We start from the raw sequence: 25,217 nt of genomic DNA, 5'->3' as shown, positions 1-25,217 counted from the left end.
AGCCTTCCCTAGCAATTCTATTCTGTCTCTTTCAAGGCGAACCAGTCTTGGCCGTCGTTATCCCGATATTGCTTGATAATTTGCTGCAAGTTTAAGGAAGATCGGATATCCAAAAAAAACTGTTCGAGTTGCTCAACGTTACTATCGCGGGGATAGCCAGCAGCACTCAAAAGTTGCTGACCGCTTAAAGGTTTGCCAGATTTTTTAAGCGCATCTACAACTTTAATAGGTTGATCGCTTGCGATCTTGTTTTTCATTTTTCTTATGCCATTTTTCTTTGGAATTGACGGCTTGGTCAAAGCCTTGCGCTCAGCTTCTATTTTTTTCAGTAGTGTCTTTGCGCTATTTTCTCCATTAACTAAGTCTGGATTTTCCGCGCGCCAGTCAGCTGTGAGTTCGCCGCTGAAAGCTAGCATCAAGATGCTTTGTGGCAAACGGTCAACATGCGCTTGTGCTTCAAGTACTTTTGCTTCGAACCGATCGGCAAAAGCGAGGAGCTTTTCAGCGCGTCGAACTATCTCCTTTTGCTCTTCAAGAGATGGGACAGGAAATAAGAAGTTTCGACACTGAGATAGTGAGATGTTTATCTGTCCAGCCGACCCCTTTGTTTCATGCATTATGTTTTTTAGATTGTCTCCCCCCTCAAGTACAATATTAATCCAGCCAGAAATAATTTCTTTGCTCGGCCGGAACAGTGCAATTGCCTGGTTAAGATTCCACTCTGGATAAGAATCTGGAATTACTGCAATCTTACCGAGTGGTGGGCCTACGATGTTCATAACTACATCGCCAGGTAATGCTATTGACTTTGAGGATGAGGTTTTGTGTATAAACGTTTCAATAAATTGCGATCTATATTCGAAGTCAATTTTTTGATCAACGATATTATAGACCTTTAAGAATGGGATACCGCTTTGGGAAAATCCAGTTTTTGGCGTACCGCCACTTTGAACTTTTTCACAAATATCCATTGCTTTCTTGTAAGACCAAGCAGAACGGCTAGCTGTTGACCAATTCTCTGTGAGTCGGCCAGAGACAGCGGCTGTGAAGACAGATTGGCGAAATTTTTTAATTTGGATAGGAAACGCGTCAATTCTGGCTTTAAGCATGCCAACACGTGCAATTAAGCCATCTATCTTCTTGGCAATATAAATTTGCTCATGAAGAGGAGGTAAAACAAAAGGGGCTGCTTTTGCTTTAGGTGTCCCTAAGCGTGGCATACCCATGCCGTGAGATGCCTCTTTTACATACTCGAGAAATGACGGCGACTTTAGCGAGTAAAACAGATAGCCACGATCAAGCAGTCCGGGCGATATGGTAATTATTTCGCTTGAGCAATAACCATCCTGGTCTATCTTAAGAACTTTATTCAAGTAGGGTCGTAGTTTTCCGTAAAGAATTTGCCCTGCTGTAAACTTATTTTTAGAGCTCTTCGGTGCGCGTTCCTTTACGGTTTTAGTATCTATTAGTCTGGATGTATCACGCTCGACGTCTTCAAGCTCAATTAGCAGCGCTGATGAATCCATGTCCTGAGGCTGAACGGTAGTAGTATTTCCATAGTTGACCACATCACCAAGAGTCACTTTGAGCCAAGAAGCTGGGAGTTCAGTCATACCCAGCCTCCAGCTCTTGCATCAGTTGTTCGAGGTCATGGAGGGCTTCAGTAAGCTCAGTCATAATTTCGCTAGCGAGTATTTCCGGCGTCGGTAGATCAACCGAATTAAGACTGTCCGTATCCTTTAACCAACTAATGTCCAATGAATCGCCTCGCTCCCTGATTTCCTCGCGAGTAAATACTCGAAAACGACTTAAATCACCAATACCTTCTACATTTTCTGCCCGTTGACTATTTCCATTTGGGTCATCTCCGTATGCGTCTTCGAAAGGCTGGAGGTGATATGCCCCAAAGGTTGTGCGCTTCCCAAAATTAGGCATATTACTGCGTAGGTTGTACACCCATACTCGCTGAGTACAGCCTTCTTGTTGCTTGGGATTCTCGACACTTCCTTTCTGAAAAAATAGAACGTTAGTTTTGACACCTTGTGCATAGAAAATGCCTGTGGGCAGTCTGAGGATGGTATGCAGGTTGCACTTGTCCATTAGTTCACGACGTACGTCGGTACCGACACCAGCGTCGAATAGGACATTATCTGGCACCACAACTGCGGCTCGCCCACCGGCCTTGAGTCCATGATAAATATGCTGAAGAAACGCTAGTTGCTTGTTACTTGTCTTGTGAGTAAGGTCATCCCGTGTAGGGCCACCACCGCCCTTGGCAGTACCAAAAGGAGGGTTGGAAAGAATCAGATCAGCTTTGGGTAAGTTTACTCCAGCCTGGCCGAGGGTATTTCCTAGCCGTATAACTCCTTCGCTGTTACCTTCAATACCATGTAGTAAACAATTCATCAGTGCAAGGCGACGGGTGCCGGGAACTAATTCAATACCGATAAAAGCGCCGTTGCGCTGGAAGTGGCGACCCCGCTCGTCCAAATCTGCATGATCGTTGCTGTTTTGCTTGATATAGGCATCGGCAGCAATCAAAAAGCCGGCTGTTCCAGCTGCGGGATCTTGGATCACCTCACCTGCTCGGGGCTGTATAACGCGGATAATGCTATCGATTAGTGGGCGTGTAGTGAAGTATTGACCAGCGCCTGATTTAGTTTCACTTGCATTCTTCGCAAGTAGACCCTCATAGAGATCTCCAAGGCCATCCTGGCGAGCACTGAACCAGTCGATTGCGTCGAGATTCTTAATTAGCTGGTCGAAATGGTGTGGTTCAATGAGGCGAGTTTGGGCTTCTGAGTATATAGCAGCGATCAATGGGTCGGAGCTCGCGCCCAAATCCGTTAGCATCTGCCTATAGTGATTTAGACGAAGCAAACCGACTTTGCCGGTGAGATCTGTCCAGCGGCAGCCAACCGGCAATTTATGCTCAAAGTTTAAGCTGTTCTGTACCTGTTCATACTCCATTTTTATAAACAACAGCAGAACGAGCTCTGTCACATAATCGCTGTAGTTGATGCCATCATCGCGCAGTACGTCGCACAGGCTCCAGAGTTTATGGACGATGTCGATGTTAGTCATGCATTACTCAATGTAAGTGTCGGGCAGCATGTGCTGCCAGGCTGGTTTATCTGGTAACGGGTGCTTCGTCCTCCGCCGGGCAGACGCCGCAAGCAGCCCTTCTCAAGCAGATCGCTCAAGTGACGCGTAGCAGTAGCTTTAGATACTTTGGATAAGGCTTGGTACTGAGCTGCGCTGATTCCGGCCTCGAATCCTTTTTCGCCGCCATCAAGTAGACGGTTAAGCACTTTTATTTGCTCCGAGGATAATCCGGCCTCACGGTATGCCTCCCAAAAGCGGGTCTTGGCTAAGATACTGTCTAAATGTGATAACGCCTGATCCAAACTGCACAGAAGGGTAGTGAGAAACCACTCTAGCCAATCTGTAATGTTCAAATCACCTTTTTGCCGAGTTTCTAACACTTGGTAATAACCAGCGCGATTAGTGAGTATGCTAGCCGCCATAGCGTAGTGGCGAATAGCGTTACTTCCGCCCTGTGCGAGAGCCATGTCAGTAACAATTCGGGCCAGACGGCCGTTACCATCCTCAAACGGATGTAAAGTGACAAACCAAAAATGAGCGATTCCTGCTCGAAGAAGAGGGTCCAGAGATAGATCTTTTTGGCTGGTTTCTAGCCAATCCAAAAAATCAGCTAGTTGTCTTTCTAGATTTGTACGAGGAGGAGCTTCGAAATGCACGGTCGGGCAATCCAAGCGGCCGGAGATAACCTGCATTGGCTCCTCACCGCGTAATTGGCCAATTTTTTCGCACCCAACGAGCGAGAAATCATCTCGGGTAAATAACCAACTATGCCAAGCAAATAGGCGTTGCTCATTCAATGGTTGATCATCACCACTTATGGCGTCCATCAGCAATGTCACTAGGTTTTCACTGCGAGAACCTGGATTGTTCTCTCCAGCTATTCCAAGACGGTAAGCTAATGAAGAGCGCACGGATTCTACATTAATTGGTTCGCCTTCGATGGCAGATGAAGAAACTATATTCTGCAACATCGCGTCAAGACTATTTTGTGTTACTGCAACGCTATCAACGGCACCAATTATACCCAGTAGTCGGCCTTGCGTTTCGATACAGGATCGCAACAATGGTGACAAGCGTTCCGACTGCCAGGTAAATTTCGGCCAGTCGGGGTGCTGCCAAATCCAATCAGCATTGCGCATAGGGAAAGAATCTCATGTGAGTCAAATTGACTCTCTTTATTTGGCTCGTGATATGAGCCGATTATGCGGTTTGCTCTGTTTCTTGTCTAGGCCAGGTAAGGCTGCCGATAAGGGGTTGCGGCCATGGTGGTGAGAGTTCGAGATGTCTGACATTGGGAGTTGTCATTCCGATTGTCACTGGGATGGGCTTGAGTCGGCACGAGAGCTACCTCTGATAGCATTTGGAATATCAAATCGAGCGGAACTCAAAGTTCTTCTACGGAAGGCAATGGCGCTGAAATTCTTGATTTTGCTGAATTTCAGGCACAAAAAAAGACGTCCAGGGACGTCTTTTTTTGTTCAGTTGGTGGAGCCGGGGGGATTTGAACCCCCGTCCGCCAGTACTCCGCTGTCGGTACTACATGCTTAGCCGTGTCTATTGAGTTAACCCTCAGCGACCCGACGGGCAGGGTGCTTTGGGCGAGTTGTGTAAGTTTTAGCCGCTTCGTCCACAACGTACTGCACGGCGATTCTGTTCTATATGACAATCACTTTGGGTTTACAGACATCCCCTGGTGATTGCTGGACCCGAAGGTACCAGAAGGGAAGGGCTAAGGCTGCTTACGCAGCGAGAGCGTATTCCCCGTAGGTTTCGTCATTGGCAACTATAGGAAGTTGCAACAGTGGATTTACGAGTTCTGTTACCAACTCGGCATGCACCTAAAGTTTCGCAACCGGCGTCGAATCCTAAACGGCCCCGAACCTGTTGTGCATAACCAACAGGTGAACAGAGTCTACGCTAACCGAGGCCAGAAGGCCAACCCGAAGGTTGGCCTTGAGCGGCCGCTTACTGATCGCCCTTGGTATTGTTCTGCAATTTTTGGATCGCCTGGGTGGTCAGGGAGATGCAGTTCTTGGTGCCTTGCTCGGTGCCCTTGGCCTGTTCGGCGGTGGCTTGCTGCACCGTGGCGTCGATGTCGCTGCTCAGGTCCGAGCTCATGGCTTCGGTGCTGACCTTGGCATCCTTGATCTTTTGCAGGTTGATCTGGCACAGGTCCTCTTGCCCGGCAGCAAACACCGGGGAGGCCAGCATCGCGGCGGTAATGAACAGTCCAGCCAGTGCGGAACGCTTCATGGTTATCTCCTTGATCGCAGGGGCTCGGTGCTGCCGGTCAACAGGGCCGGCTGCCGAGTGGGGCTAAGCCCTTTTTGCGGGCCTAGAAAATGGACTGTAGCCGTGCGCTGGGGTTCTGTTTTTTTTTCGAAGAAATGAAAAAGCCAGGGGCGCCTTCTGCCAGGCAAAAGAAAGGGGCGAAAACGCCCCTTTTTTTCCCGGATCGATGGCTCAGACCAGCTTGGCCCGGGTCACCCGATCCACCAGGTACACCAGCCCGTGATAGTCGATCCCGCCATGCTGGCTGAGGCCGATTTCACAGGTGCGGCTGGTGGAGATGCCTTCGCTGCAATACTGCACCGCATCCTTGAGGCTGCGCAGGGAGTGGGCATTGAGCTCCGGGGTGGTGAAGCCCTTGTCGCCGGCGAAACCACAGCAGTGGATGCCTTCGGGGATCACCACGTTGTTGCTGCAACGCCGGGCCAGTTCGATCAGTGCTTGGCTCTCGCCCAGGTGCTGGGTGCTGCAGGTGACGTGCACCGCGATCGGCGCTTCCTGCGGCGTGAACTCCAGGCGCTCCAGCAGGTGGGTGCGGATGAAGCGCACCGGGTCGTAGAGGTCCAGGCGTACGTCCCCCAGGTCTTGTACCAGGCGCAGGGTGCAGGGGCTGGTGTCGCAGTAGATCGGGTCGAGGCCGCCACGGCTGGCGTGGAGCAGGGCGCCGATCAGTTCCTGGCGCTTGTCCTCGGCCTGGGTCGCGTAGCCCTTGGAGGCGAACGGCTGGCCGCAGCAGAGGTTGTCCAGGTTGTCCGGCAACACCACTTGATAGCCGGCCTTTTCCAGCAGGCCGCGGGTCTTCTCGTAGAGCGAGATTTGTTCCTTGTCCCCCGCCGCCGGCCCCATGACCCGGGACACACAGGCCGCCAGGTACACCACCCGCGGACGCGAATCGCTCACCGCCGGGCTGAAGCGAATGGCCTTTTCCGGTTGCGGCATGGCGTTGCTCCACTGCGGCACCTGGCCCTTGGACAGTCGCGTCAGGCTCGCCGACAACTTGCTCAGGCGCGGTGCCCCGAGGAGCATGCGCGCGCCGTTGGCCACGTGCAGGGTGAAGCGCGCGCCCTGCAAGGTGCTGGCGAAGTGCGAGCCGAGCCAGTCGGCGGTGCCGTTGTGGGTGGCGTGTTCACTGCGCAGTTTCTTCACCAGCTCACCGGTGTTGATGCCCACCGGGCAGCGCTGGGCGCACAGGCCGGTGGCGGCGCAGGTGTCGATGCCCTGGTACTGATAAGCCGCCTCCAGTTCAGTGGTGTCGATGCCGGCGCGTTTGCGTGCCTGGATATCACGCCAGATGACGATGCGCTGGCGCGGGCTCAGGGTCAGCCCCTTGGACGGGCACACCGGCTCGCAGAAACCGCACTCGATGCACTTATCCACAATCTCGTCGGCCGCCGGCAGCGGCTTGAGGTGCTTGAGGTGGATCTGCGGGTCTTCGCTGAGCACCACATCCGGGTTGAGGATGGCGTTGGGGTCCAGCAGGCGCTTGAGCTGCCACATCAACTGGTAGGCATCGCTGCCCCACTCCAGCTCGACGAAGGGCGCCATGTTGCGCCCGGTGCCGTGCTCGGCCTTCAGCGAGCCGCCGAATTCCACCGCCACCAGTTGCGCCACGTCGTCCATGAACGCCTGATAGCGGTTCACTTCCTCGCTGCTGTTGAAGCCCTGGGTGAAGACGAAGTGCAGGTTGCCCTCCAGGGCGTGGCCGAACAGGATCGCTTCGTCGTAGTGGTGTTTGTCGAACAGCTCGATCAGTCGATTGACGCCGATGGCCAGCTGTTCCACGGGGAAGGTCACGTCTTCGATAATCACCGTGGTGCCGGTCTTGCGCACCGCGCCCACTGCCGGAAAGGTGTCCTTGCGGATCGCCCAGAGCTTGGCGTTTTCCTGCGGGTCTTCGCTGAAATCCACCTGCTTTTCCACCGGGAAGGCGGCCAGGGAATTCATGATCTGCGCCAGTTGTTCATGCAGCAGTGATGAGGACGCGGCGCGGGACTCGATTAGCAGCGCACAGGCATTGGCCGAGAGTTGCTGGACGAAGGCCGGCATGCCGGGCTTGTCCTGCACTGAGCGCAGGCTACGGCGGTCCAGCAGCTCCACCGCCGACACCGGCTGGTTCTTGAGCACGGTCACCGCGTTGCAGCAGGTGTCCACATCGGGAAACACGATCAGCGCCGAGGCCTTGTTCGGGTGGTCGATCACCGTGTCGTAGGTCACTGCGCTGATAAAGCCCAGGGTGCCCTCGGAACCCACCAGCAGGTGGCTGAGGATCTCCAGCGGCTCGTCGAAATCCACCAGGGCATTGAGGGACAGGCCGGTGGTGTTTTTGAGCCGGTATTTGTGGCGGATCTTCGCTGCCAGTTCGCTGTTGGCGCGGGTGCTGCGGCCCAGTTCGGCCAGGCGCTCCAGCAGTGGGGCATGGCTGGCGCGGAAGGTGGCGACGCTGGCGCTATCTTCGGTGTCCAGGCGGGTGCCATCGGCCAGTACCAGGCGGATGCCGGCCAGGGTGTGATAGGTGTTCTGCGCGGTGCCGCAGCACATGCCGCTGGCATTGTTGGCGACGATGCCGCCGATCTTGCAGGCGTTGATCGAGGCCGGGTCGGGGCCGATCTTGCGCCCGAACGGCGCCAGCCAGGTATTGGCCTGGGCGCCGATCACCCCAGGTTGCAGGCGGATCTGCGTACCCTGGTGGCGAATCTCCTTACCGTTCCAGTTATCCCCAAGCACGATCAGCACCGAGTCGCTGATGGCCTGCCCGGAAAGGCTGGTGCCCGCCGCACGGAAGGTCACCGGCACCCGGTCACGCTGGGCCAGCTTGAGCAGGGCGACCACTTCATCTTCGGATTCGACGCGGATCACCAGTTTGGGGATCAGTCGGTAGAAGCTGGCATCGGTGCCGAAGGCCAGGGTCGAGAGCGGGTCGTCGAAGCGCCGCTCCTGAGGGATCAGTTGCTGGGCGTCACGCAGAAAAGCGGCCGGTAGGCTCATTGGTCCTCCAGGATCAGCACCACCAGGTCTTTCGGGCCGTGGGCGCCGTAAGCCAGGACTTGCTCGATATCAGCGGTCTTCGATGGGCCGGACACCAGCAGCGCGTTGGTCGGCATGCCGGCGGCCCAGTTCATCTGTTGCTGCACCTGATAGAAGTTGTCGCGGATCTCACTGGCCTTGAGCAGGGCGAAATGCACCGGCGGCACCAGGCTCATCAGCCGCGGCTCTTCCCGGGTTGGCCAGAGGATCAGGCTGCCGGTGGCGGCGATCGCGCCCAGGGTGCCGGTGAGGCTGGCCGGGGTGTCGTTGAACAGCTCGGCTTTCCATTCTTCCACCGGCCGGTCGTAGGCCTTGAGCGCCGGCAGTTGCGGGTGCTCGGCCCAGTACTGGGTGACGCGCTGGCCGTGGGGCGTGCTCGGGGCGATCAGCAGGCTGGGCAGCTGGCGCTCCTGCAGCAGGCGAGCCAGCAGCTCTGGCCAGGCGGCCTCGGTGCTGAGGTGGATTTCGGTGTGCACCGCTTCCATCTGTTTGCGCAGCTGCGGGATGCGTTGCTCCGCGCTGTAGGTGTAAGGCTCGGTAACCAGCGCTTCGTCGAAGTTATCCACAATCGGCGTGGTGCCGGTCAGGCTGTTACGCAGCTTGGCGAGGATCTTGTGTTTCGCGCTCATCAGCGGTCTCCCTGTTTTGCCAGGTGCTCACGGGCCAGGTCATGCAGCGACCGGGCGGCTGGTTTCGGCGCACTGTGGTTCTGCGTCCAGGGGCCGACCTTGCTCGGGGTGAGGGCGCGCAGCCGGGTGGCCGCCAGGGTGAACAGGCGATACAGGGTCGGCGAGCTGTTGAGGCGGGCCCAGGCGTTCCAGATGAAACGTTCCTTGCGCGAGTACTTGCTGCCCTGGCCGCGCATCACTTGATGAGGGCTGTCCGGGGCCTTGACGTTCTCTTCCCGCAGGCGCCGCAGCAACGCCGGGATCGGGATCTTCACTGGGCACACTTCGCCGCAAGCGCCGCACAGCGACGAGGCGCTGGGGTGATCCGGTACCTTGGCCAGGCCGACCATGTGCGGGGTGATGATCTTGCCGATCGGCCCCGGGTAGACCTCGCCGTAGGTGTGGCCGCCGATCCGGGTGTAGACCGGGCAGTGGTTCATGCAGGCACCGCAGCGAATGCAGTTCAGGGTCTGGCGCAGTTCGCTGTCGGCAAACGCTTGGCTGCGGCCGTTGTCCAGCAGCACCAGGTGCACTTCCTGGGGGCCGTCCAGCTCATGCTCTTTGCGCGGGCCGGAGATCATGTTGACGTAGGTGGTGATGGGCTGGCCCAGGGCCGAGCGGGTCAGCAGCGACAGCAGCGGGACCACGTCCCGCAGGTTCTCGACGACTTTCTCGATCCCGGTGACGGCGATGTGCACCGGCGGCACGGTGGTGGACATGCGCCCGTTGCCTTCGTTTTCCACCAGCAGCAGGGTGCCGGTCTCGGCCACGGCGAAGTTGACGCCGGAGACGCCGATATCGGCTTCGAAGAATTTCTGCCGCAAGACCTTGCGACCGATCTGAATGAGTTGGTCAACGTCCTTGGTGTACTCCACGCCAAGTTTGTCGTGGAACAAGGACGCGACCTGACCGGCATTCTTGTGGATCGCCGGCATAATGATGTGTGAAGGCTTCTCGTGGTCGAGCTGGACGATGAACTCGCCCATGTCCGACTCAAGGCATTCAATGCCTTGTTCAGCGAGGACATGGTTCATTTCCATCTCTTCGCTGACCATCGATTTGCCCTTGATCACTTGCCGCGCCTCGTGAGCGCGGATGATCGAGAGGACGATGCCATTGGCCTCGTCCACCGTTTCCGCCCAGTGCACTGTCACACCGTTGCGGGTCAGGTTCTGTTCCAGGCGCTCGAGCAGGTCGGGCAGCTTGGACAACGCCCGGGCGCGAATCGCGTTGCCCAGGGCGCGCAGGTGTTCTCTTTCGTGGGCATCGCTGAACGAAGCCGCACGTTTGGCCATGAGTGAATCCATGGCGCTGCGAAAGTTGTTTCGCAGTTGCTTGTCACCCAGGGCCTGGTGGGCTCGGGTGCGAAAATCGTCCGCCACCGTAGTGGTCGGAATCAGCTCTGGGGTGCTCATTGCGCACCTCCAGTCCGTTGCCAGAGGAAGCTCGCCAGGTGTTGGCCGCGCAATGCCTCTTGCTGTTTCTCCAGGGCGCCGTTGATGTTCATCAGGCAGCCGCAGTCGGCACTCAGTACCTGGTGGGCGCCGGATTCCTTCAGCGCGCGGGTCTTGTCCGCGACCATGGCGCCGGAGATGTCCGGCATTCGGACGCTGAAAGTCCCGCCAAAGCCACAGCATTCGCTTTCGTGGCTGTGTTCTACCCGTTCCACGTTGCTCAGCTGTGACAGCAACTCACGGCCGTGCAGGTGGGTGTTCATTTCCCGACGTGCCGAGCACGAGGTGTGCAGCGCCACCTTGACCGGCGCGCCGCTGTCCTTGAGCTGCACCTTGCACACGTGCAGCAGGAACTCGGCCAGCTCATAGGTGCGGGCGGCCAGGGCCTGCACCTGTTGCAGGGTTTCGGGCTCGTCCTTGAACAAGTCCGCGTAATGCTCGCGCAGCATGCCTGCGCAGGAACCCGACGGCACCACCACCGGATAGTCACCGGCAAACAGCGCCAGTTGCGAGCGGGCCACGGTGCGCGCCTGCTCGGTGTAACCCGAGGTGTAGGCCGGTTGTCCGCAGCAGCTTTGCCCTTGCGGGTAGTCCACGCGAATGCCTTCGCGCTCCAGCAGGTGAATCGCGTCCATCCCGGCTTCGGGATAGAACAGGTCGACCACGCAGGTGCCGAACAGGTAGACCCGCGACGGTTTCGTGCTGGGGTACTGCCGGGGTTCGGCCAGCGGCGGTGCGACACGGGTCGCATTGGGCACGGCGTTGTAGAAAAGCTCGCTCATCAGGCGTGTCTCCGGGTGGTCCCGGTTATTCGTCCGTCGAGGCGGCTGAAAGATAAACCAGCAAGCTTTCAGCAGCCTTGCAGACCGGGTGGTGAATGACTGACGCCGCGGGTGAGGGCGGCGTCGGTTCCATCGGTGTCGCAGGTGTTGCTTAGTGCACCAGCATGCCGGTGAACCAGTAGGCCTGGGCCAGGGTGATCAGACCGACAATAGTGGCAAAGAACAGACTGTGCTTGAGGGTGAAGCGGAACAGGTCCGATTCCTTGCCCACCAGGCCGGTGGCGGCGCAGGCCACGGCGATCGATTGTGGCGAGATCATCTTGCCGGTCACGCCGCCGCTGGTGTTAGCCGCGACCAGCAAGGTGTCATTGACCCCGATCTGGTGCGCGGTGGTGGCCTGCAGCGAGCTGAACAGGGCGTTGGACGAGGTATCGGAACCGGTGAGGAACACTCCGAGCCAGCCCAGGAACGGCGAGAAGAACGGGAATGCCGCGCCGGTGGCCGCCAGAACCAGGGCCATGGTCGAAGACATGCCCGAATAGTTGGTGACGAAGGCGAACGCCAACACCATGCCGATGGACAGGATCGGCCAGCGCAGCTCGTAGAAGGTCTCTTTCAAAGTGGTCAGACCAGTTTTGAAATTGATCTTCAGCACCAGCATGGAGATCAGCGCCGAGAAGAAGATCGCCGTGCCGGTGGCCGAGATCGGGTCGAGCTTGAACACCGCCGGGATGGCCGTTGGCGTGGTCACGATCGGCGCCATCTTGATCACCATCTGGTCCAGGTGCGGGATGGCGAAGTTGAATACCCAGGCGTACATCGAGCCGCCGGCGGCGAACATCGCCTTGAAGGGCTTGAGGGTCCAGATGGTCACCAGCACGGTGAGGATCAGGAACGGCGACCAGGCCTTGAAGATCTGGCCCAGGCTGTAGGGCGAGGCCTGGGTCTGGCGTGGCTGGCCGAAACCGCCGGCGCTGGCGGTGATGGCGACGCCGGAGGTGGCGCCGGCAATCTGCGCGCCGGCGGTGCGCTTGGGCTGCCAGATTTTCAGGAACAGGGTCAGGGAGATCAGGCTGGCCAGGGCCGAGGTGATATCCGGCAGTTCCGGGCCGATGAAGTTCGAGGTGAAGTACTGGGTGACGGCGAAGCTCAGGCCGGCTACCAGCGCGGCTGGCCAGGTTTCTTTGACACCGCGCATGCCGTCCATCATGAACACCAGCCAGAACGGCACGAACAGCGACAGCAGCGGTAGCTGGCGGCCGGTCATGGCGCCGATCTTGAAGGCGTCGATGCCGGTGACCTGGCCGGCGACGATGATCGGAATCCCCAGGGCGCCGAAGGCCACCGGCGCGGTGTTGGCGATCAGGCACAGGCCGGCGGCGTACAGCGGGTTGAAGCCCAGGCCCACCAGCAGGGCGGCGGTGATCGCCACCGGTGCGCCAAAGCCCGCCGCTCCTTCAAGGAAGGCGCCGAAGCAGAAGCCGATCAGCAGCACTTGCAGGCGCTGGTCGTCGGTGATCGACAGCACCGAGCTGCGGATGATTTCAAACTGGCCGCTCTTCACGGTCAGCTTGTAGAGGAAAACGGCGGCGACAATGATCCAGGCGATGGGCCACAGACCGTAGGCAAATCCATAGCCAGCGGCAGCGAGGGCCATGTCGGCGGGCATCTGGAAGGCGAAGATCGCCACCAGGATCGACAAGGCCAGGGTGATACTCCCGGCGACGTGTCCTTTGAGGCGGAACACGGCCAGAGCCAGGAAGAAGAACACGATCGGGATGACGGCGGCGAGGGCGGACAGGCCGAGGCTGCCAAGCGGGCTATAGAGCTGTTGCCAGGTTTGCATAATGGGGTGGCCCCTAATTGTTGTTGGTCAGGCACTGCTAGCGTCTTGGTTAATTGGTAAGACCAATTTACAATCGCTGTTGGCTAGGGTAAAAGCCTTGTGCTCGGTGTGTCAATTTGCCGCCCTAAAACTTTTGTCGAATGCGCTATGTGGCGGCCATCTGATGGGTACAAATGGCTGTGTTCTGCCAGGTGTTGGCGCGCCGTGAATAGGCCAGAATAGAGCCCCCCGGCGAAGGGTCGGGAGGGTGGAGAGTGAGTGATGGGCTTTGATCAGATACGCCAGCGCCGTTTGTCCGACGATATCGTCGAGCGGCTGGAAGGGATGATTCTCGAAGGTACCTTGAAGGCCGGTGAGCGGCTGCCTGCCGAGCGCGCCTTGGCCGAGCAGTTCGGTGTCTCCCGGCCTTCACTGCGCGAGGCGATCCAGAAGCTCACGGCCAAGGGGCTGCTGATCAGCCGCCAGGGCGGCGGCAACTATGTGGTGGAATCCCTGGGCTCGACCTTCAGCGATCCGTTGCTGCACCTGCTGGAAAACAACACCGATGCCCAGCGCGACCTGCTGGAATTCCGCCATACCCTGGAAGCGTCCTGTGCTTATTACGCGGCGTTGCGGGCGACGGCGGTGGATCGCGAGCGGCTGACTCAAGCCTTCGAGGAGTTGCAGGATTGCTACTCACGTTCCGACGATGTCAGCCGTATCGAGGAGGGGGCGGCGGATGCCAAGTTTCACCTGGCAATTGCCGAGGCCAGCCACAACGCGGTGTTGCTGCACACCATTCGCGGGCTGTTCGACCTGCTCAAGCGCAACGTGGTGACCAACATCGGCGGCATGTACAAGCAGCGTACGGAAACCCGCGACATGCTGATCAGTCAGCACCGCGACCTGTACCAGGCGATTATCGAAGGGCGAGCCGAAGAGGCGCGGGAAATCTCCAGCCGGCACATTCTCTATGTGCAGGAAGTGCTGGAAGAAGTGCGTCAGGAAGTGCAGCGAGTGGCCCGGGCCGAACGGCGCAAGGGCATATAAGGCAAATCGCCGGCAAGCGAGCTCCTACCAGGGTGTTGTAGGAGCCGGCTTGCCGGCGAAAGCGACCTCAAGGCAGGAAGATCAGTCTTCCTTGCCCTTGGTCCGCACCGCACGCTGCAGTTCGCGATCGGAATCGCGCTCGCGTTCGGTATGGCGCTTGTCGTATTCCTTCTTGCCCTTGCCCAGTGCGATTTCACACTTGATCAGGTGCTTGCTCCAGTAGAGCGAAAGGCATACGCAGGCGTAACCCTTCTGCTGCACGGCTGCAAACAGCTTTTCCAGCTCACGCTGGTTGAGCAGCAGCTTGCGCGAGCGCGTCGGGTCGGCGATGACGTGGGTGCTGGCGGTGGTCAATGGCGTGAAGTGGCTGCCGAGCAACCAGGCTTCACCATCCTTGAGCAGCACATAACTGTCGACCAGCTGTGCCTTGCCTGCACGCAGACTCTTTACTTCCCAGCCAGCCAGGACCATGCCGGCCTCGAACCGATGTTCGATGAAGTAATCGTGTCGCGCCTTTTTGTTTTGCGCGATGGTCCCTGTTGGGTGTTTCTTCTGTTTAGCCATAGGGGCGGCATTATAGGGAGTTGCGCGCGCGTCGGCTACGGTGACGCAGCGTGCTTGAGCAGGTTGATTGAATCCCGGACAATGCGGCCTCTTTTTTTTCGGTTGGGCGTGTTAACGATGTCGACAGACAGGGTCTCTGTCCACGGCGGCTGGGCAAGCCGCTGGGTCTTTATACTCGCTGCAACTGGTTCGGCCGTGGGCCTGGGGAGCATCTGGAAGTTCCCCTACATGGTTGGCGTCTATGGCGGTGGCGCTTTTGTCCTGGTGTTTCTGGCGTGCATTGCGCTGATCGGTTTGCCGGTGATGCTGGCGGAAACCCTGATCGGCCGCCGTGCCCGGCAAAGCCCGGCGAATGCCTTGAAGGTGCTGGCGCTCGAGGCGGGGCACTCGGCCAAGTGGTCCTGGGGCGCCTTTGCCGGAATGATCACCGCATTGCTGATCCTTTCCTTCTATAGCGTAGTGGGTGGCTGGTCCCTGGACTACATCATCGACATGGGGCGCGGCGATTTTCAGGGCGTTACGGCGGATCAGGTCGGGGCCTATTTCTCTGCGGTGACGGCCGATCCCTGGCGCCTGACGCTGTGGCACACCCTGTTCATGCTGTTGTCGGCCTGGGTGATTGCCAAGGGCGTAGTGGCCGGGCTCGAGCGCAGCCTGCGGATCATGATGCCGCTGCTGTTCGTGATGCTGCTGGTGCTGCTGGGCTACAGCATGACCACCGGGCACTTCATGCAGGGCCTGCATTTCATGTTCGATTTCAGCCTGGACCGGCTGCTGGACGGATTGCTGCCGGCCATGGGGCATGCGTTCTTCTCCCTCAGCGTGGGGGTCGGCTCGATCATGATCTACGGCGCCTACATGCCCAAGCATTCGTCCCTGTCCGGCACTGTGGTGGGGGTGGCGCTGCTGGATACCTTCGTTTCCCTGGTGGCAGGGATGGCGCTATTTCCCATCGTGTTTGCCGCAGGCCTGAACCCCAGCGAAGGGCCCGGGCTGATGTTTATCAGCCTGCCCTTTGCGTTCGGCAATGTGGCGTTCGGCCAGCTTATGGGCGTAGTGTTCTTTATCCTGGTGGCGATTGCGGCGTGGAGTTCGGCCATCTCCCTACTGGAACCGATGGTGGCTTATCTCGTCGAGAAGACTAAAATCCGCCGCGGCTGGGTGACATTCTGGCTGGCGTTCAGCTGCTGGTTCGTAGGGTTGGGAACGGTGTTTTCCTTCAACATCTGGCAGCAGGCGAAATTTTTCGTGAACGATGGTGGCGTTTTTCACCTCTACCGGTGGGGCGCGGCCGGCGGTCTGGACTTCTTTGGCGTGATCGACTTCTTCACCTCGCGGATCATGTTGCCTCTTGGCGGTTTGTGCTTCGTGGTATTTGCAGGTTGGGTGATGGGCCGTGAGGCAGTTCGTGATGAACTGTCGCTACGTAGCCCGCTGTTATTCGCCCTGGCCTTGTTTTTGATGCGCTATGTGGCGCCCGTCGGCATTCTTGTGGTGTTTGCCGCCCAGTTGTGGAAATGAAGCTCACATGACGACCCATATTCAACGTTCGGCCCTTTTGCCCTATCCGGCGCAGTTCCTGTATGACCTGGTCAATGACGTGGCCCGGTACCCGGAGTTTCTGCCCTGGTGCTCGTCGGCCGAGGTGCTGGAAAGCAGCGAAGAGCGGATGCGCGCCAGCCTGGCGGTGGCCAAGGGCGGCATGAGCCAGCGCTTCGTGACCTGCAACAAGCTGGTGCCGGGGCAGTCGATCGAGATGAACCTGGAAGAAGGGCCATTCAATCAGTTGCACGGTGTGTGGGTGTTCAAGCCGCTGGGTGAAAAGGCCTGCAAGATCAGTCTCGACCTGTCCTTCGACTATGCGGGCCCCTTGGTCCGTGCGACCTTGGGGCCGCTGTTCAACCAGGCGGCGAATACCCTGGTGGATGCGTTTTGCCAGCGGGCCAAGCAACTGCATGGCTGAGTCGCTGATTGCCATCGAGGTGGTCTACGCTGCGCTCGATCGCCAGTTGCTGGTCAGTGCGCAGGTGCCCCAGGGTTCGACCCTGCGTGGGGCGTTGTTGATCTCATCTATAGGGGAGCGGTTTCCCGAACTGGATCTGGCGACCTGTCTCGTGGGGATCTTCGGCAAACAGATCGCTGAGCCTGAGCAACATTTGCTCCAGGCGGGGGATCGAATCGAAATCTATCGTCCGTTGCTGGCTGACCCGAAAGAGGTTCGACGTTTGCGTGCGCTCAAGGCCGCGGAGGCACGCAAGCGCGAGCAGTGATGGATTGTGACTGGCAATAAAAAGCCCGGGCATGCCCGGGCTTTTTTATTTCGCCACAATTTATTCTGGCGAAGTGTCCAGCGGTTCCGGCGTCGGTACTGGAACGGTTTTCACGCCGTCCACATCCTTCTGGATCTGGTCCAGCAGCGAGCCAGGCTTGGCCGGCTTCTCTGCTTTTGGCTTCTCGACGTTCTCGGCAGGCGCGTTGACAGTATTAGCGCTGTCCTTGCCCAGCAGGGCTTCGTCGCGGCTTACGCCGGGCATGAAGTCGCCGGCCAAGCTGACCAACTGGTCGTTGCCGTTGAAGATCAGGCTCACGCGTTCCTGTTGGCGTTCACCGCCACCAGGCTGCAGGCTGTAGAGATAATCCCAGCGATCGGCATGGAACGTGTCGGTCAGCAGAGGGTTGCCCATGATAAACCGTACTTGCCGTCGGGTCATTCCGGGGCGCAACTGGTCTATCATGTCCTGCGTGACGACATTGCCCTGCTGGATGTCGATTTTGTAAACCCCGGGGAATGAACAACCGGCGAGTGCGAGCAGTCCCACGAAGGTGAAACTGGTTAGCAAGAGCTTGGTGTTTTGCATCGGTGGGCGACTTCCACTATCTTGGCTGGGACAACGTAAACCCCGATCATACCCGCATTAAGAGAAGCTGCGAAGCAGCATCGGCGAGAAAGCTGACCATGGTTGAAAATAGCGAACTACGTAAAGCCGGCCTCAAAGTGACTCTGCCACGAGTCAAAATTCTACAAATGCTCGATTCCACCGAGCAGCGGCACATGAGCGCTGAGGATGTCTACAAGGCGCTGATGGAAGCTGGTGAGGATGTGGGTCTGGCCACGGTTTACCGTGTACTGACTCAATTCGAAGCAGCCGGACTGGTGGTACGCCATAATTTTGATGGCGGTCACGCTGTATTCGAGCTGGCGGATGGCGGTCACCACGACCATATGGTCAACGTGGAGTCTGGTGAAGTGATCGAATTCTTCGACGAAGAAATCGAAAAGCTTCAAAAGGCGATTGTCGAAAAGCACGGTTTCGAGTTGGTGGATCACAATCTTGTGCTGTATGTGCGCAAGAAGAAGTAAGCCCCTCACGCGACGTTTATCGTCGTGAAACGATCGAAGGCGACCCTAGGGTCGCCTTCGTGTTTTGTGCCTATATAAAAGAAGCGCCGAAGGCTCAGGCCTTGGCGGTCACCACCATTTTCTTGGCGTGGGCCAGGGACTCCTTGGTCAGGTCGATGCCGCCGAGCATCCGCGCCACCTCCTCGACCCTCTCATTCTTGCCCAGCTTGGATACCGCGGTATGCGTGGCATCGCTGCCTCGCACCTTGTGTACGAACAGGTGCTGGTGCCCCTGGGCGGCGACTTGCGGCAAGTGGGTCACGGTCAATACCTGGCCACGTTCGCCAAGGCGGCGCAGCAACTGGCCGACGATCTCGGCTGTCGGGCCGCCAATCCCCACGTCCACTTCGTCGAACACCAATGTGGGAACCCGCGAGGTCTGCGCGGTGATGACCTGGATCGCCAGGCTGATACGTGACAGCTCACCGCCGGAAGCGACTTTCGCCAGGGCCTTGAGCGGTTGCCCGGGGTTGGCACTGACCAGCAGTTCCACCTGCTCCAGGCCGTTGGGCAGCAATTCATCGCTGCTGTTGGCGCGCAGTTCGATGGTGAAACGCCCGCCGGGCATGCCCAGGCGCTGGATTTCCTGCTCCACCGCGCTGGCCAGGCTGGTCGCGGCCTGCTGGCGCAATTGGCTCAGCTCCTGGGCTTTCTCCTGATAGTGACGAGCGAAGGATTGCAGCTCTTCGCCCAGTCGTTCGATGGATTCGTCATTGGCGTCCAGAGTCTCGATTTCATCCAGCAGGGTTTGCTGCATGGCGGCGAGTTCGAAGGGCTGGATGCGATGCTTGCGCGCCAGGGTATAGATGGCGTCGAGGCGTTCTTCGAGCTGTTGCAGGCGTGCCGGATCGGCGTCGAAGTGGTCGAGGAAGCGATTCAGCTCGCCCACGGCTTCTTCGACCTGGATCTGCGCGCTGGCCAGCAGGTTGGTGGCCTCGCCCAGGGAGCCGGATGAGTTGCCGATGCTCGACAGGCGGTTGAGGCTGACGGTCAGGGCATTGAGGACATTGCCTGAATCACTTTCGCTGCATTGCTCCACCACCTGGCGGCAGATGCCCAGCAGGGTTTCGGCGTTGGTCAGGTTCTTGTGTTCCTGCTCCAGCTGTTCGAGTTCGTTTTCCCCCAGGCCGAGGTTCTCCAGTTCTTCAAGCTGGTAGCTGAGCAACTGGTGACGAGCGCGTTGCTCATCGCCGGAGTTGGACAGGCGCTCCAGCTCCTGGCGGGTCTGGCGCCAGCGTTGGGCGGCCAACTGAACCTGGCGGGCGAGATCGGTGGCGCCGGCATATTCATCCAGCAGGCGACGATGGGTATCGGTCTTGAGCAGTGATTGGTGCTCGTGCTGGCTATGGATATCGATCAGCAGCTCGCCCAGGGCCTTGAGATCGCCAAGGGGGCAGGGCGTACCGTTGATATAGCCGCGGGAACGTCCTTCGGCAGTAATGACCCGGCGCAGGATGCACGGGCCATCGCTATCGAGGTCACGCTCGGCCAGCCAGGTGCGGGCTTCGGGGATATCCGCCAGATCGAAGGTGGCGAGGATGTCGGCCTTGTCGGCTCCTGGTCGTACCACTCCGCTGTCGGCACGATCGCCCAGGGTCAGGCCGAGCGCGTCGAGCATGATCGACTTGCCGGCGCCGGTTTCGCCGGTAATGACGCTCATCCCGCGATCCAGTTCCAGATCCAGGTGTTCGACGATGGCGTAATTATGTACGGACAGGTGCACCAGCATTAAGGCCGCTCCCAAACTAGATGTCTGGTTATTTATACAGTGTTTTGTTTCTGCCTGACAATGCTTTCCCTTAGCTCGATTCGCTTGGCTGTCTTGGGTTTTTAGTGCGTTCGAGCATGTCTGTTGAGCGGGTTTCCATGCCGCTGATGAGTTTTGCCACGGTTGCGGACTTGAACCCTGAAAATGCGACCCCATATAGCTGGGCAGAAGAGTGAGCCCGGCTCACAGACGATATTGAAAGGAGAATTTCATGGCTGACGAACAGACGCTGGATACGCAAAATCTAGACGCCAATCAGGCTCCCGAGGCTTCGGGTGAAGACCTGGTGGCTCGTGTACAAGTGCTCGAAGAGCAACTGGCTGGTGCGCAGGATCAGGCTTTGCGTGTTGCGGCCGATCTGCAGAACGTCCGCCGCCGCGCCGATCAGGACGTGGAGAAGGCCCACAAGTTCGCTCTCGAGAAGTTTGCCGGCGACCTGCTGCCGGTGATCGATAGCCTGGAGCGCGGCCTGGAGTTGTCGAATCCGGATGACGAAAGTATTCGTCCGATGCGTGAAGGCATCGAGCTGACCTTGAAGATGTTCCACGACACCCTCAAGCGCTATCAGCTGGAAGCCATCGATCCTCATGGTGAACCGTTCAATGCTGAACAGCATCAGGCGATGGCCATGCAGGAAAGCGCGGATGTCGAACCCAATAGTGTTCTGAAGGTGTTCCAGAAGGGCTATCAGCTCAATGGTCGCCTGCTGCGCCCGGCCATGGTCGTGGTCAGCAAGGCGCCTGCACCGGTTTCGCCTTCGATTGACGAGAAGGCTTGAAAACGGCTGTAGAGCCCCCATTTATCAGTCAAGCGTTTAAGTGCTACCGCAGTTTGCCACCACAGCTGCGGCATCCAAATCCAAAGTTCCGGGAGAGTTAACATGGGCAAGATTATCGGTATTGACTTGGGGACCACCAACTCGTGCGTCTCCATTCTTGAAAACGGCAACGTAAAAGTTATCGAAAACGCTGAAGGCGCGCGTACCACGCCGTCGATCATCGCGTACGCCAACGATGGCGAGATTCTGGTAGGTCAGTCGGCCAAGCGTCAGGCTGTCACCAACCCGCACAACACCCTGTACGCGGTAAAGCGTCTGATCGGTCGTCGTTTCGACGAAGAGGTTGTGCAGAAAGACATCCAGATGGTTCCTTACAAGATCGTCAAGGCTGACAACAGCGACGCCTGGGTCGAAGTGAACGGCCAGAAAATGGCTCCGCCACAGATCTCGGCTGAAATTCTCAAGAAGATGAAGAAGACCGCCGAAGACTACCTCGGTGAAACAGTGACCGAAGCGGTCATCACTGTTCCGGCCTACTTCAACGACAGCCAGCGTCAAGCGACCAAGGACGCCGGCCGCATCGCGGGCCTGGACGTGAAACGTATCATCAACGAACCAACCGCAGCCGCTCTGGCCTACGGTATGGACAAGGCCAAGGGCGATCACACCGTGATCGTTTACGACCTGGGCGGTGGTACTTTCGACGTCTCGGTGATCGAGATCGCTGAAGTCGATGGCGAACATCAGTTCGAAGTTCTGGCCACCAACGGCGATACCTTCCTGGGTGGTGAAGACTTCGACATCCGCCTGATCGACTACCTGGTCGACGAGTTCAAGAAAGAAAGCGGCATGAACCTCAAGGGTGACCCGCTGGCCATGCAGCGTCTGAAAGAAGCTGCCGAGAAAGCCAAGATCGAGCTGTCCTCGAGCCAGCAGACCGACGTCAACCTGCCGTACATCACTGCAGATGCCACCGGTCCTAAGCACCTGAACGTGAAGATCTCCCGCGCCAAGCTGGAGTCGCTGGTCGAAGACCTGGTTCAGCGCACCATCGAGCCTTGCCGCATCGCTCTGAAAGACGCTGGTATCGACGTTGGCGCGATCAACGACGTGATCCTGGTCGGCGGCCAGACTCGCATGCCGCTGGTGCAGAAGACCGTTACCGACTTCTTCGGTAAAGAAGCGCGTAAAGACGTCAACCCTGACGAAGCGGTAGCCATGGGTGCTGCTATCCAGGGCGCGGTATTGGCCGGTGACGTGAAAGACGTGCTGCTGCTGGACGTAAGCCCGCTGACCCTGGGTATCGAAACCATGGGTGGCGTGATGACTGCGCTGATCGAGAAAAACACCACGATTCCTACCAAGAAATCCCAGGTGTTCTCGACTGCCGACGACAACCAGGGCGCGGTGACCATTCACGTGCTGCAGGGCGAGCGCAAGCAAGCCGCGCAGAACAAGTCCCTGGGCAAGTTCGACCTGGCTGACATTCCACCCGCTCCACGTGGTGTGCCGCAGATCGAAGTGACCTTCGACATCGACGCCAACGGCATTCTGCACGTCGGCGCGAAAGACAAGGCTACCGGCAAGACTCAGTCGATCGTGATCAAGGCTAACTCCGGTCTGTCGGATGAAGAAATCCAGCAGATGATTCGTGACGCTGAAGCCAACTCGGAAGAGGACCGCAAGTTCGAAGAGCTGGCCACTGCCCGTAACCAGGGTGATGCGCTGGTGCACTCGACTCGCAAGATGGTGGCTGACGCCGGTGACAAAGTGACCGCCGAAGAGAAGACCGCCATCGAGGCTGCCGTGGTTGCCCTGGAAGCCGCTGTAAAAGGCGATGACAAGGCTGCCATCGACGCCAAGGTCGAGGAGCTGTCGAAAGTCTCGGCGCCAGTCGCCCAGAAGATGTACGCCGAACAGGCTCAGCCTGCTGAAGGCGCGGCGCCACACGCCGAGTCTGCTGAAAAAGCCGACGACGTTGTCGACGCCGAGTTCGAAGAAGTAAAAGACCACAAGTAATGGCTTGTTGGTCGGCCGGTTGACTGCCTTCAGGCGGTGACTGGTAGGATGTCGCCGCGCGGGAGCTTGCTCCCGCGTTGGCGTGTCTGGAGTCAGCGAATTATTGACGGCGTGCAGCCTAGATTTGTGCGCTGGCGGTCGGGTCGGAGAAGCTCCTGCTTTCCGGCTGCGAAGACCGCAATCAGCGGCCCGTGAGCGGGTCGTCCATCCAAGTCCAGGATCGTTGAATTGACGTGAGTTGGGTCCGGGCCTGTATTGGGGCTCAGCGAGTTTGGCAGGGCTCAGGAGAGGTTTGTCGGACGTCCTTAAGAGTGCAAAGACTTATGGCAAAGCGTGACTATTACGAAGTGTTGGGTGTGGAGCGAGGCACCAGTGAGGCCGAGCTGAAAAAGGCTTACCGCCGCCTGGCGATGAAGCATCACCCGGACCGTAATCCCGGCGACAAAGCGTCGGAAGATATGTTCAAGGAGGCCAACGAGGCCTACGAGGTCCTGTCCGATTCCAGCAAGCGTGCGGCGTACGACCAGTACGGCCATGCCGGTGTTGATCCGAGCATGGGCGGCGGCGGTGCCGGCTTTGGCGGGCAGAACTTCTCTGACATCTTTGGCGATGTCTTCAGTGATTTCTTCGGTGGCGGTCGCGGCGGTTCCCGTGGTGGCGCGCAGCGCGGTAGCGATCTGCGTTACACCCTGGAGTTGAACCTGGAAGAGGCGGTACGTGGTACCACGGTGAATATCCGTGTGCCGACGCTGGTCAACTGCAAGCCGTGCGATGGCTCGGGTGCCAAGAAAGGCTCGTCGCCTGTCACCTGCCCGACCTGTGGCGGTATTGGCCAGGTGCGCATGCAGCAAGGCTTCTTCTCCGTGCAGCAGACCTGCCCGCGTTGCCATGGTCAGGGCAAGATCATTTCCGATCCGTGCGAGTCGTGCCATGGCGAAGGCCGGGTCGAAGAGTACAAGACGCTATCGGTGAAAGTGCCGGCCGGTGTCGATACCGGCGACCGCATCCGCCTGTCCGGCGAGGGCGAGGCGGGCACTCAGGGTGGCCCGACCGGCGACCTGTATGTGGTGATCAATGTGCGTGAGCACTCGATCTTCCAGCGCGATGGCAAGCACTTGTTCTGTGAGGTGCCTATCAGCTTTGTTGATGCGGCCCTGGGTGGCGAGCTGGAAATTCCTACCCTGGACGGTCGGGTCAAGTTGAAGATTCCTGAGGGGACTCAGACCGGCAAGCAGTTCCGGATTCGCGGCAAGGGCGTTGCTCCGGTACGCGGTGGTGGTGCTGGCGACCTGATGTGTCGGGTTGCGGTGGAGACGCCGGTCAATCTGAGTCGTCGTCAGCGCGAGCTGCTGGAGGAGCTGCGTGGTTCGTTGGATGGCGACAATTCCCATTCGCCGAAAACCACCGGCTGGTTCGAGGGCGTCAAGCGCTTCTTCGGCGACCTGTAAGGAGTAACGCATGCGACGTATAGCAGTGATGGGTGCCGCAGGGCGCATGGGCAAGAACCTGGTCGAGGCGGTGCAGCAGCGTTCTCCGCTCTCTGGGTTGACCGCGGCGATCGTGCGTCCGGGCAGCTCTCTGGTGGGGGCGGATGCCGGTGAGCTGGCGTCCCTGGGGCGGCTCGGCGTACCGTTGTCCGATAGCCTGGAAAAGGTGATCGATGAGTTCGACGTGCTGATCGACTTCACTCTGCCGGACGTGATGCTCAAGAACCTGGCGCTCTGCCGCAAGGCGGGCAAGGCCATGGTGATTGGTACCACGGGGTTGGGGGCCAAGGAAAAGCAACTGCTGGCCGAGGCGGGCAAGGAGATTCCCATCGTCTTTGCTGCCAACTTCAGTGTCGGGGTCAATCTGTCGCTCAAGCTGCTGGACATGGCGGCGCGGGTGCTGGGCGATGATGCGGATATCGAGATCATCGAGGCCCATCACCGGCACAAGATCGATGCGCCATCGGGCACCGCCCTGCGCATGGGTGAAGTGGTGGCCAGTGCCTTGGGTCGCGACCTGCAGCAGGTCGCGGTCTATGGGCGTGAAGGCCATACCGGAGCACGCGCACGTGAAACCATCGGCTTCGCCACGGTCCGTGGCGGTGATGTGGTGGGGGATCACACCGTGTTGTTCGCCACCGAGGGTGAGCGTCTCGAAATCACCCACAAGGCTTCCAGTCGGATGACGTTCGCCAAGGGGGCGGTGCGTGCCGCTTTGTGGCTGGCTGGTCGCGAGGCCGGGCTGTACGACATGCAGGATGTGCTGGAACTGCGTTGAGATGTATCTGAAACGGGGCTGAAGCCTTGCTTGGGCCCCGTCTCGAACCGCTAAGCGATGTTCTGTCGCATTCTCCCGCCTTTAAGGCTCATTAGCGGTGGACCGAAAAAGCCTTTTTCTGTAAGCTACAGCTTTAGTGTGTCCACTAAAAGCGCGCAGATAATTCGACGAAGAAGCGGGGTGACGTGTCTATACGTCATTCCGCTTTTTTGCAACCTGCGATCGC

The 25,217-nt window shown here is 58.5% G+C and carries 21 protein-coding genes and 1 other RNA gene; 9 read left to right on the top strand and 13 right to left on the bottom strand.

Annotated elements, in window-relative coordinates:
* Positions 1–17 precede the first annotated feature (17 nt).
* The 10 genes from U873_RS35515 to U873_RS0128210 form a co-directional block, all read right to left on the bottom strand.
* Positions 18–1,613 carry a restriction endonuclease subunit S gene (locus tag U873_RS35515; protein WP_081818722.1) on the bottom strand — a complete coding sequence of 532 codons (1,596 nt, stop codon included), beginning with the start codon at positions 1,611–1,613 and terminating at the stop codon, positions 18–20.
* Entirely contained in the window at positions 1,606–3,084 is a 1,479-nt protein-coding gene (locus U873_RS0128240) for an N-6 DNA methylase (RefSeq protein ID WP_025131438.1), read from the bottom strand. Before U873_RS0128240 ends, U873_RS35515 begins: the two co-directional genes overlap by 8 nt.
* The gene (locus U873_RS35510; RefSeq protein ID WP_081818721.1) at positions 3,081–4,244 is read right to left on the bottom strand and encodes a Fic family protein; all 1,164 of its coding nucleotides are present in this window, start codon (positions 4,242–4,244) and stop codon (positions 3,081–3,083) included. Before U873_RS35510 ends, U873_RS0128240 begins: the two co-directional genes overlap by 4 nt.
* A gap of 344 nt (positions 4,245–4,588) precedes the next feature.
* Positions 4,589–4,982: a transfer-messenger RNA gene (gene ssrA / locus U873_RS34880) on the bottom strand.
* An 88-nt stretch (positions 4,983–5,070) separates the two neighbouring features.
* On the bottom strand, positions 5,071–5,358 hold the full coding sequence (locus tag U873_RS0128235) for a hypothetical protein (protein ID WP_019095638.1): 288 nt from the start codon (positions 5,356–5,358) through the stop codon (positions 5,071–5,073).
* A 210-nt stretch (positions 5,359–5,568) separates the two neighbouring features.
* Positions 5,569–8,379 carry an FAD-binding and (Fe-S)-binding domain-containing protein gene (locus tag U873_RS0128230; protein WP_025131437.1) on the bottom strand — a complete coding sequence of 937 codons (2,811 nt, stop codon included), beginning with the start codon at positions 8,377–8,379 and terminating at the stop codon, positions 5,569–5,571.
* Positions 8,376–9,047, bottom strand: a complete 672-nt coding sequence (locus U873_RS0128225) for a lactate utilization protein (protein ID WP_025131436.1) — start codon at positions 9,045–9,047, stop codon at positions 8,376–8,378. The genes U873_RS0128230 and U873_RS0128225 overlap by 4 nt, the downstream gene beginning before the upstream one ends.
* Positions 9,047–10,501: a LutB/LldF family L-lactate oxidation iron-sulfur protein gene (locus tag U873_RS0128220; protein ID WP_025131435.1), complete on the bottom strand. Its 1,455-nt coding sequence runs from the start codon at positions 10,499–10,501 to the stop codon at positions 9,047–9,049. Before U873_RS0128220 ends, U873_RS0128225 begins: the two co-directional genes overlap by 1 nt.
* The gene (locus U873_RS0128215; RefSeq protein WP_025131434.1) at positions 10,498–11,322 is read right to left on the bottom strand and encodes a (Fe-S)-binding protein; all 825 of its coding nucleotides are present in this window, start codon (positions 11,320–11,322) and stop codon (positions 10,498–10,500) included. The genes U873_RS0128220 and U873_RS0128215 overlap by 4 nt, the downstream gene beginning before the upstream one ends.
* Positions 11,323–11,473: 151 nt before the next feature.
* Positions 11,474–13,168 carry a lactate permease LctP family transporter gene (locus U873_RS0128210; protein WP_025131433.1) on the bottom strand — a complete coding sequence of 565 codons (1,695 nt, stop codon included), beginning with the start codon at positions 13,166–13,168 and terminating at the stop codon, positions 11,474–11,476.
* A gap of 261 nt (positions 13,169–13,429) precedes the next feature.
* Between U873_RS0128210 and U873_RS0128205 the strand changes: the two genes are divergently transcribed.
* Positions 13,430–14,197, top strand: a complete 768-nt coding sequence (locus tag U873_RS0128205; RefSeq protein WP_025131432.1) for an FCD domain-containing protein — start codon at positions 13,430–13,432, stop codon at positions 14,195–14,197.
* A gap of 81 nt (positions 14,198–14,278) precedes the next feature.
* On the opposite strand, the gene smpB is transcribed toward U873_RS0128205, so the two are convergent.
* The gene (gene smpB, locus U873_RS0128200; RefSeq protein WP_025131431.1) at positions 14,279–14,761 is read right to left on the bottom strand and encodes an SsrA-binding protein SmpB; all 483 of its coding nucleotides are present in this window, start codon (positions 14,759–14,761) and stop codon (positions 14,279–14,281) included.
* Between the two features lie 117 nt (positions 14,762–14,878).
* Between smpB and U873_RS0128195 the strand changes: the two genes are divergently transcribed.
* Genes U873_RS0128195 through U873_RS0128185 form a run of 3 tightly spaced genes read left to right on the top strand, consistent with a single transcriptional unit; the run spans position 14,879 to position 17,031 of the window.
* On the top strand, positions 14,879–16,282 hold the full coding sequence (locus U873_RS0128195) for a sodium-dependent transporter (protein ID WP_025131430.1): 1,404 nt from the start codon (positions 14,879–14,881) through the stop codon (positions 16,280–16,282).
* A gap of 7 nt (positions 16,283–16,289) precedes the next feature.
* Complete coding sequence (locus U873_RS0128190; protein WP_025131429.1) at positions 16,290–16,724, top strand: type II toxin-antitoxin system RatA family toxin; 435 nt, start codon at positions 16,290–16,292, stop codon at positions 16,722–16,724.
* Positions 16,717–17,031 carry an RnfH family protein gene (locus tag U873_RS0128185; RefSeq protein WP_025131428.1) on the top strand — a complete coding sequence of 105 codons (315 nt, stop codon included), beginning with the start codon at positions 16,717–16,719 and terminating at the stop codon, positions 17,029–17,031. The genes U873_RS0128190 and U873_RS0128185 overlap by 8 nt, the downstream gene beginning before the upstream one ends.
* 60 nt (positions 17,032–17,091) lie before the next feature.
* Here the strand turns inward: U873_RS0128185 and U873_RS0128180 are convergent, their stop codons facing one another.
* Positions 17,092–17,619: an outer membrane protein assembly factor BamE gene (locus U873_RS0128180; RefSeq protein WP_025131427.1), complete on the bottom strand. Its 528-nt coding sequence runs from the start codon at positions 17,617–17,619 to the stop codon at positions 17,092–17,094.
* A gap of 98 nt (positions 17,620–17,717) precedes the next feature.
* On the opposite strand from U873_RS0128180, the gene fur reads away from it, so the two are divergent.
* Complete coding sequence (fur, locus tag U873_RS0128175) at positions 17,718–18,122, top strand: ferric iron uptake transcriptional regulator (protein ID WP_011059185.1); 405 nt, start codon at positions 17,718–17,720, stop codon at positions 18,120–18,122.
* A gap of 94 nt (positions 18,123–18,216) precedes the next feature.
* Here fur and recN read toward each other — a convergent pair whose 3' ends face one another.
* Positions 18,217–19,890: a DNA repair protein RecN gene (recN, locus tag U873_RS0128170; RefSeq protein WP_025131426.1), complete on the bottom strand. Its 1,674-nt coding sequence runs from the start codon at positions 19,888–19,890 to the stop codon at positions 18,217–18,219.
* 250 nt (positions 19,891–20,140) lie between these two features.
* On the opposite strand from recN, the gene grpE reads away from it, so the two are divergent.
* The 4 genes from grpE (at position 20,141) to dapB (ending at position 24,991) form a co-directional block, all read left to right on the top strand.
* The gene (gene grpE / locus U873_RS0128165) at positions 20,141–20,707 is read left to right on the top strand and encodes a nucleotide exchange factor GrpE (RefSeq protein WP_025131425.1); all 567 of its coding nucleotides are present in this window, start codon (positions 20,141–20,143) and stop codon (positions 20,705–20,707) included.
* 102 nt (positions 20,708–20,809) lie between these two features.
* Positions 20,810–22,726, top strand: coding sequence for a molecular chaperone DnaK (gene dnaK, locus U873_RS0128160; RefSeq protein WP_025131424.1), 1,917 nt, complete (start codon positions 20,810–20,812; stop codon positions 22,724–22,726).
* 323 nt (positions 22,727–23,049) lie between these two features.
* Positions 23,050–24,174: a molecular chaperone DnaJ gene (gene dnaJ / locus U873_RS0128155; RefSeq protein WP_025131423.1), complete on the top strand. Its 1,125-nt coding sequence runs from the start codon at positions 23,050–23,052 to the stop codon at positions 24,172–24,174.
* A gap of 10 nt (positions 24,175–24,184) precedes the next feature.
* Complete coding sequence (dapB, locus tag U873_RS0128150) at positions 24,185–24,991, top strand: 4-hydroxy-tetrahydrodipicolinate reductase (RefSeq protein ID WP_025131422.1); 807 nt, start codon at positions 24,185–24,187, stop codon at positions 24,989–24,991.
* The last annotated feature ends 226 nt before the right edge of the window (positions 24,992–25,217 follow it).

Source organism: Pseudomonas sp. PH1b (assembly GCF_000633395.1).
In the GTDB taxonomy this organism is placed as follows: domain Bacteria; phylum Pseudomonadota; class Gammaproteobacteria; order Pseudomonadales; family Pseudomonadaceae; genus Aquipseudomonas.
The sequence above is the reverse complement of the archived record's forward strand: the minus strand, read 5'-3'. Positions and strand labels throughout refer to the sequence as shown.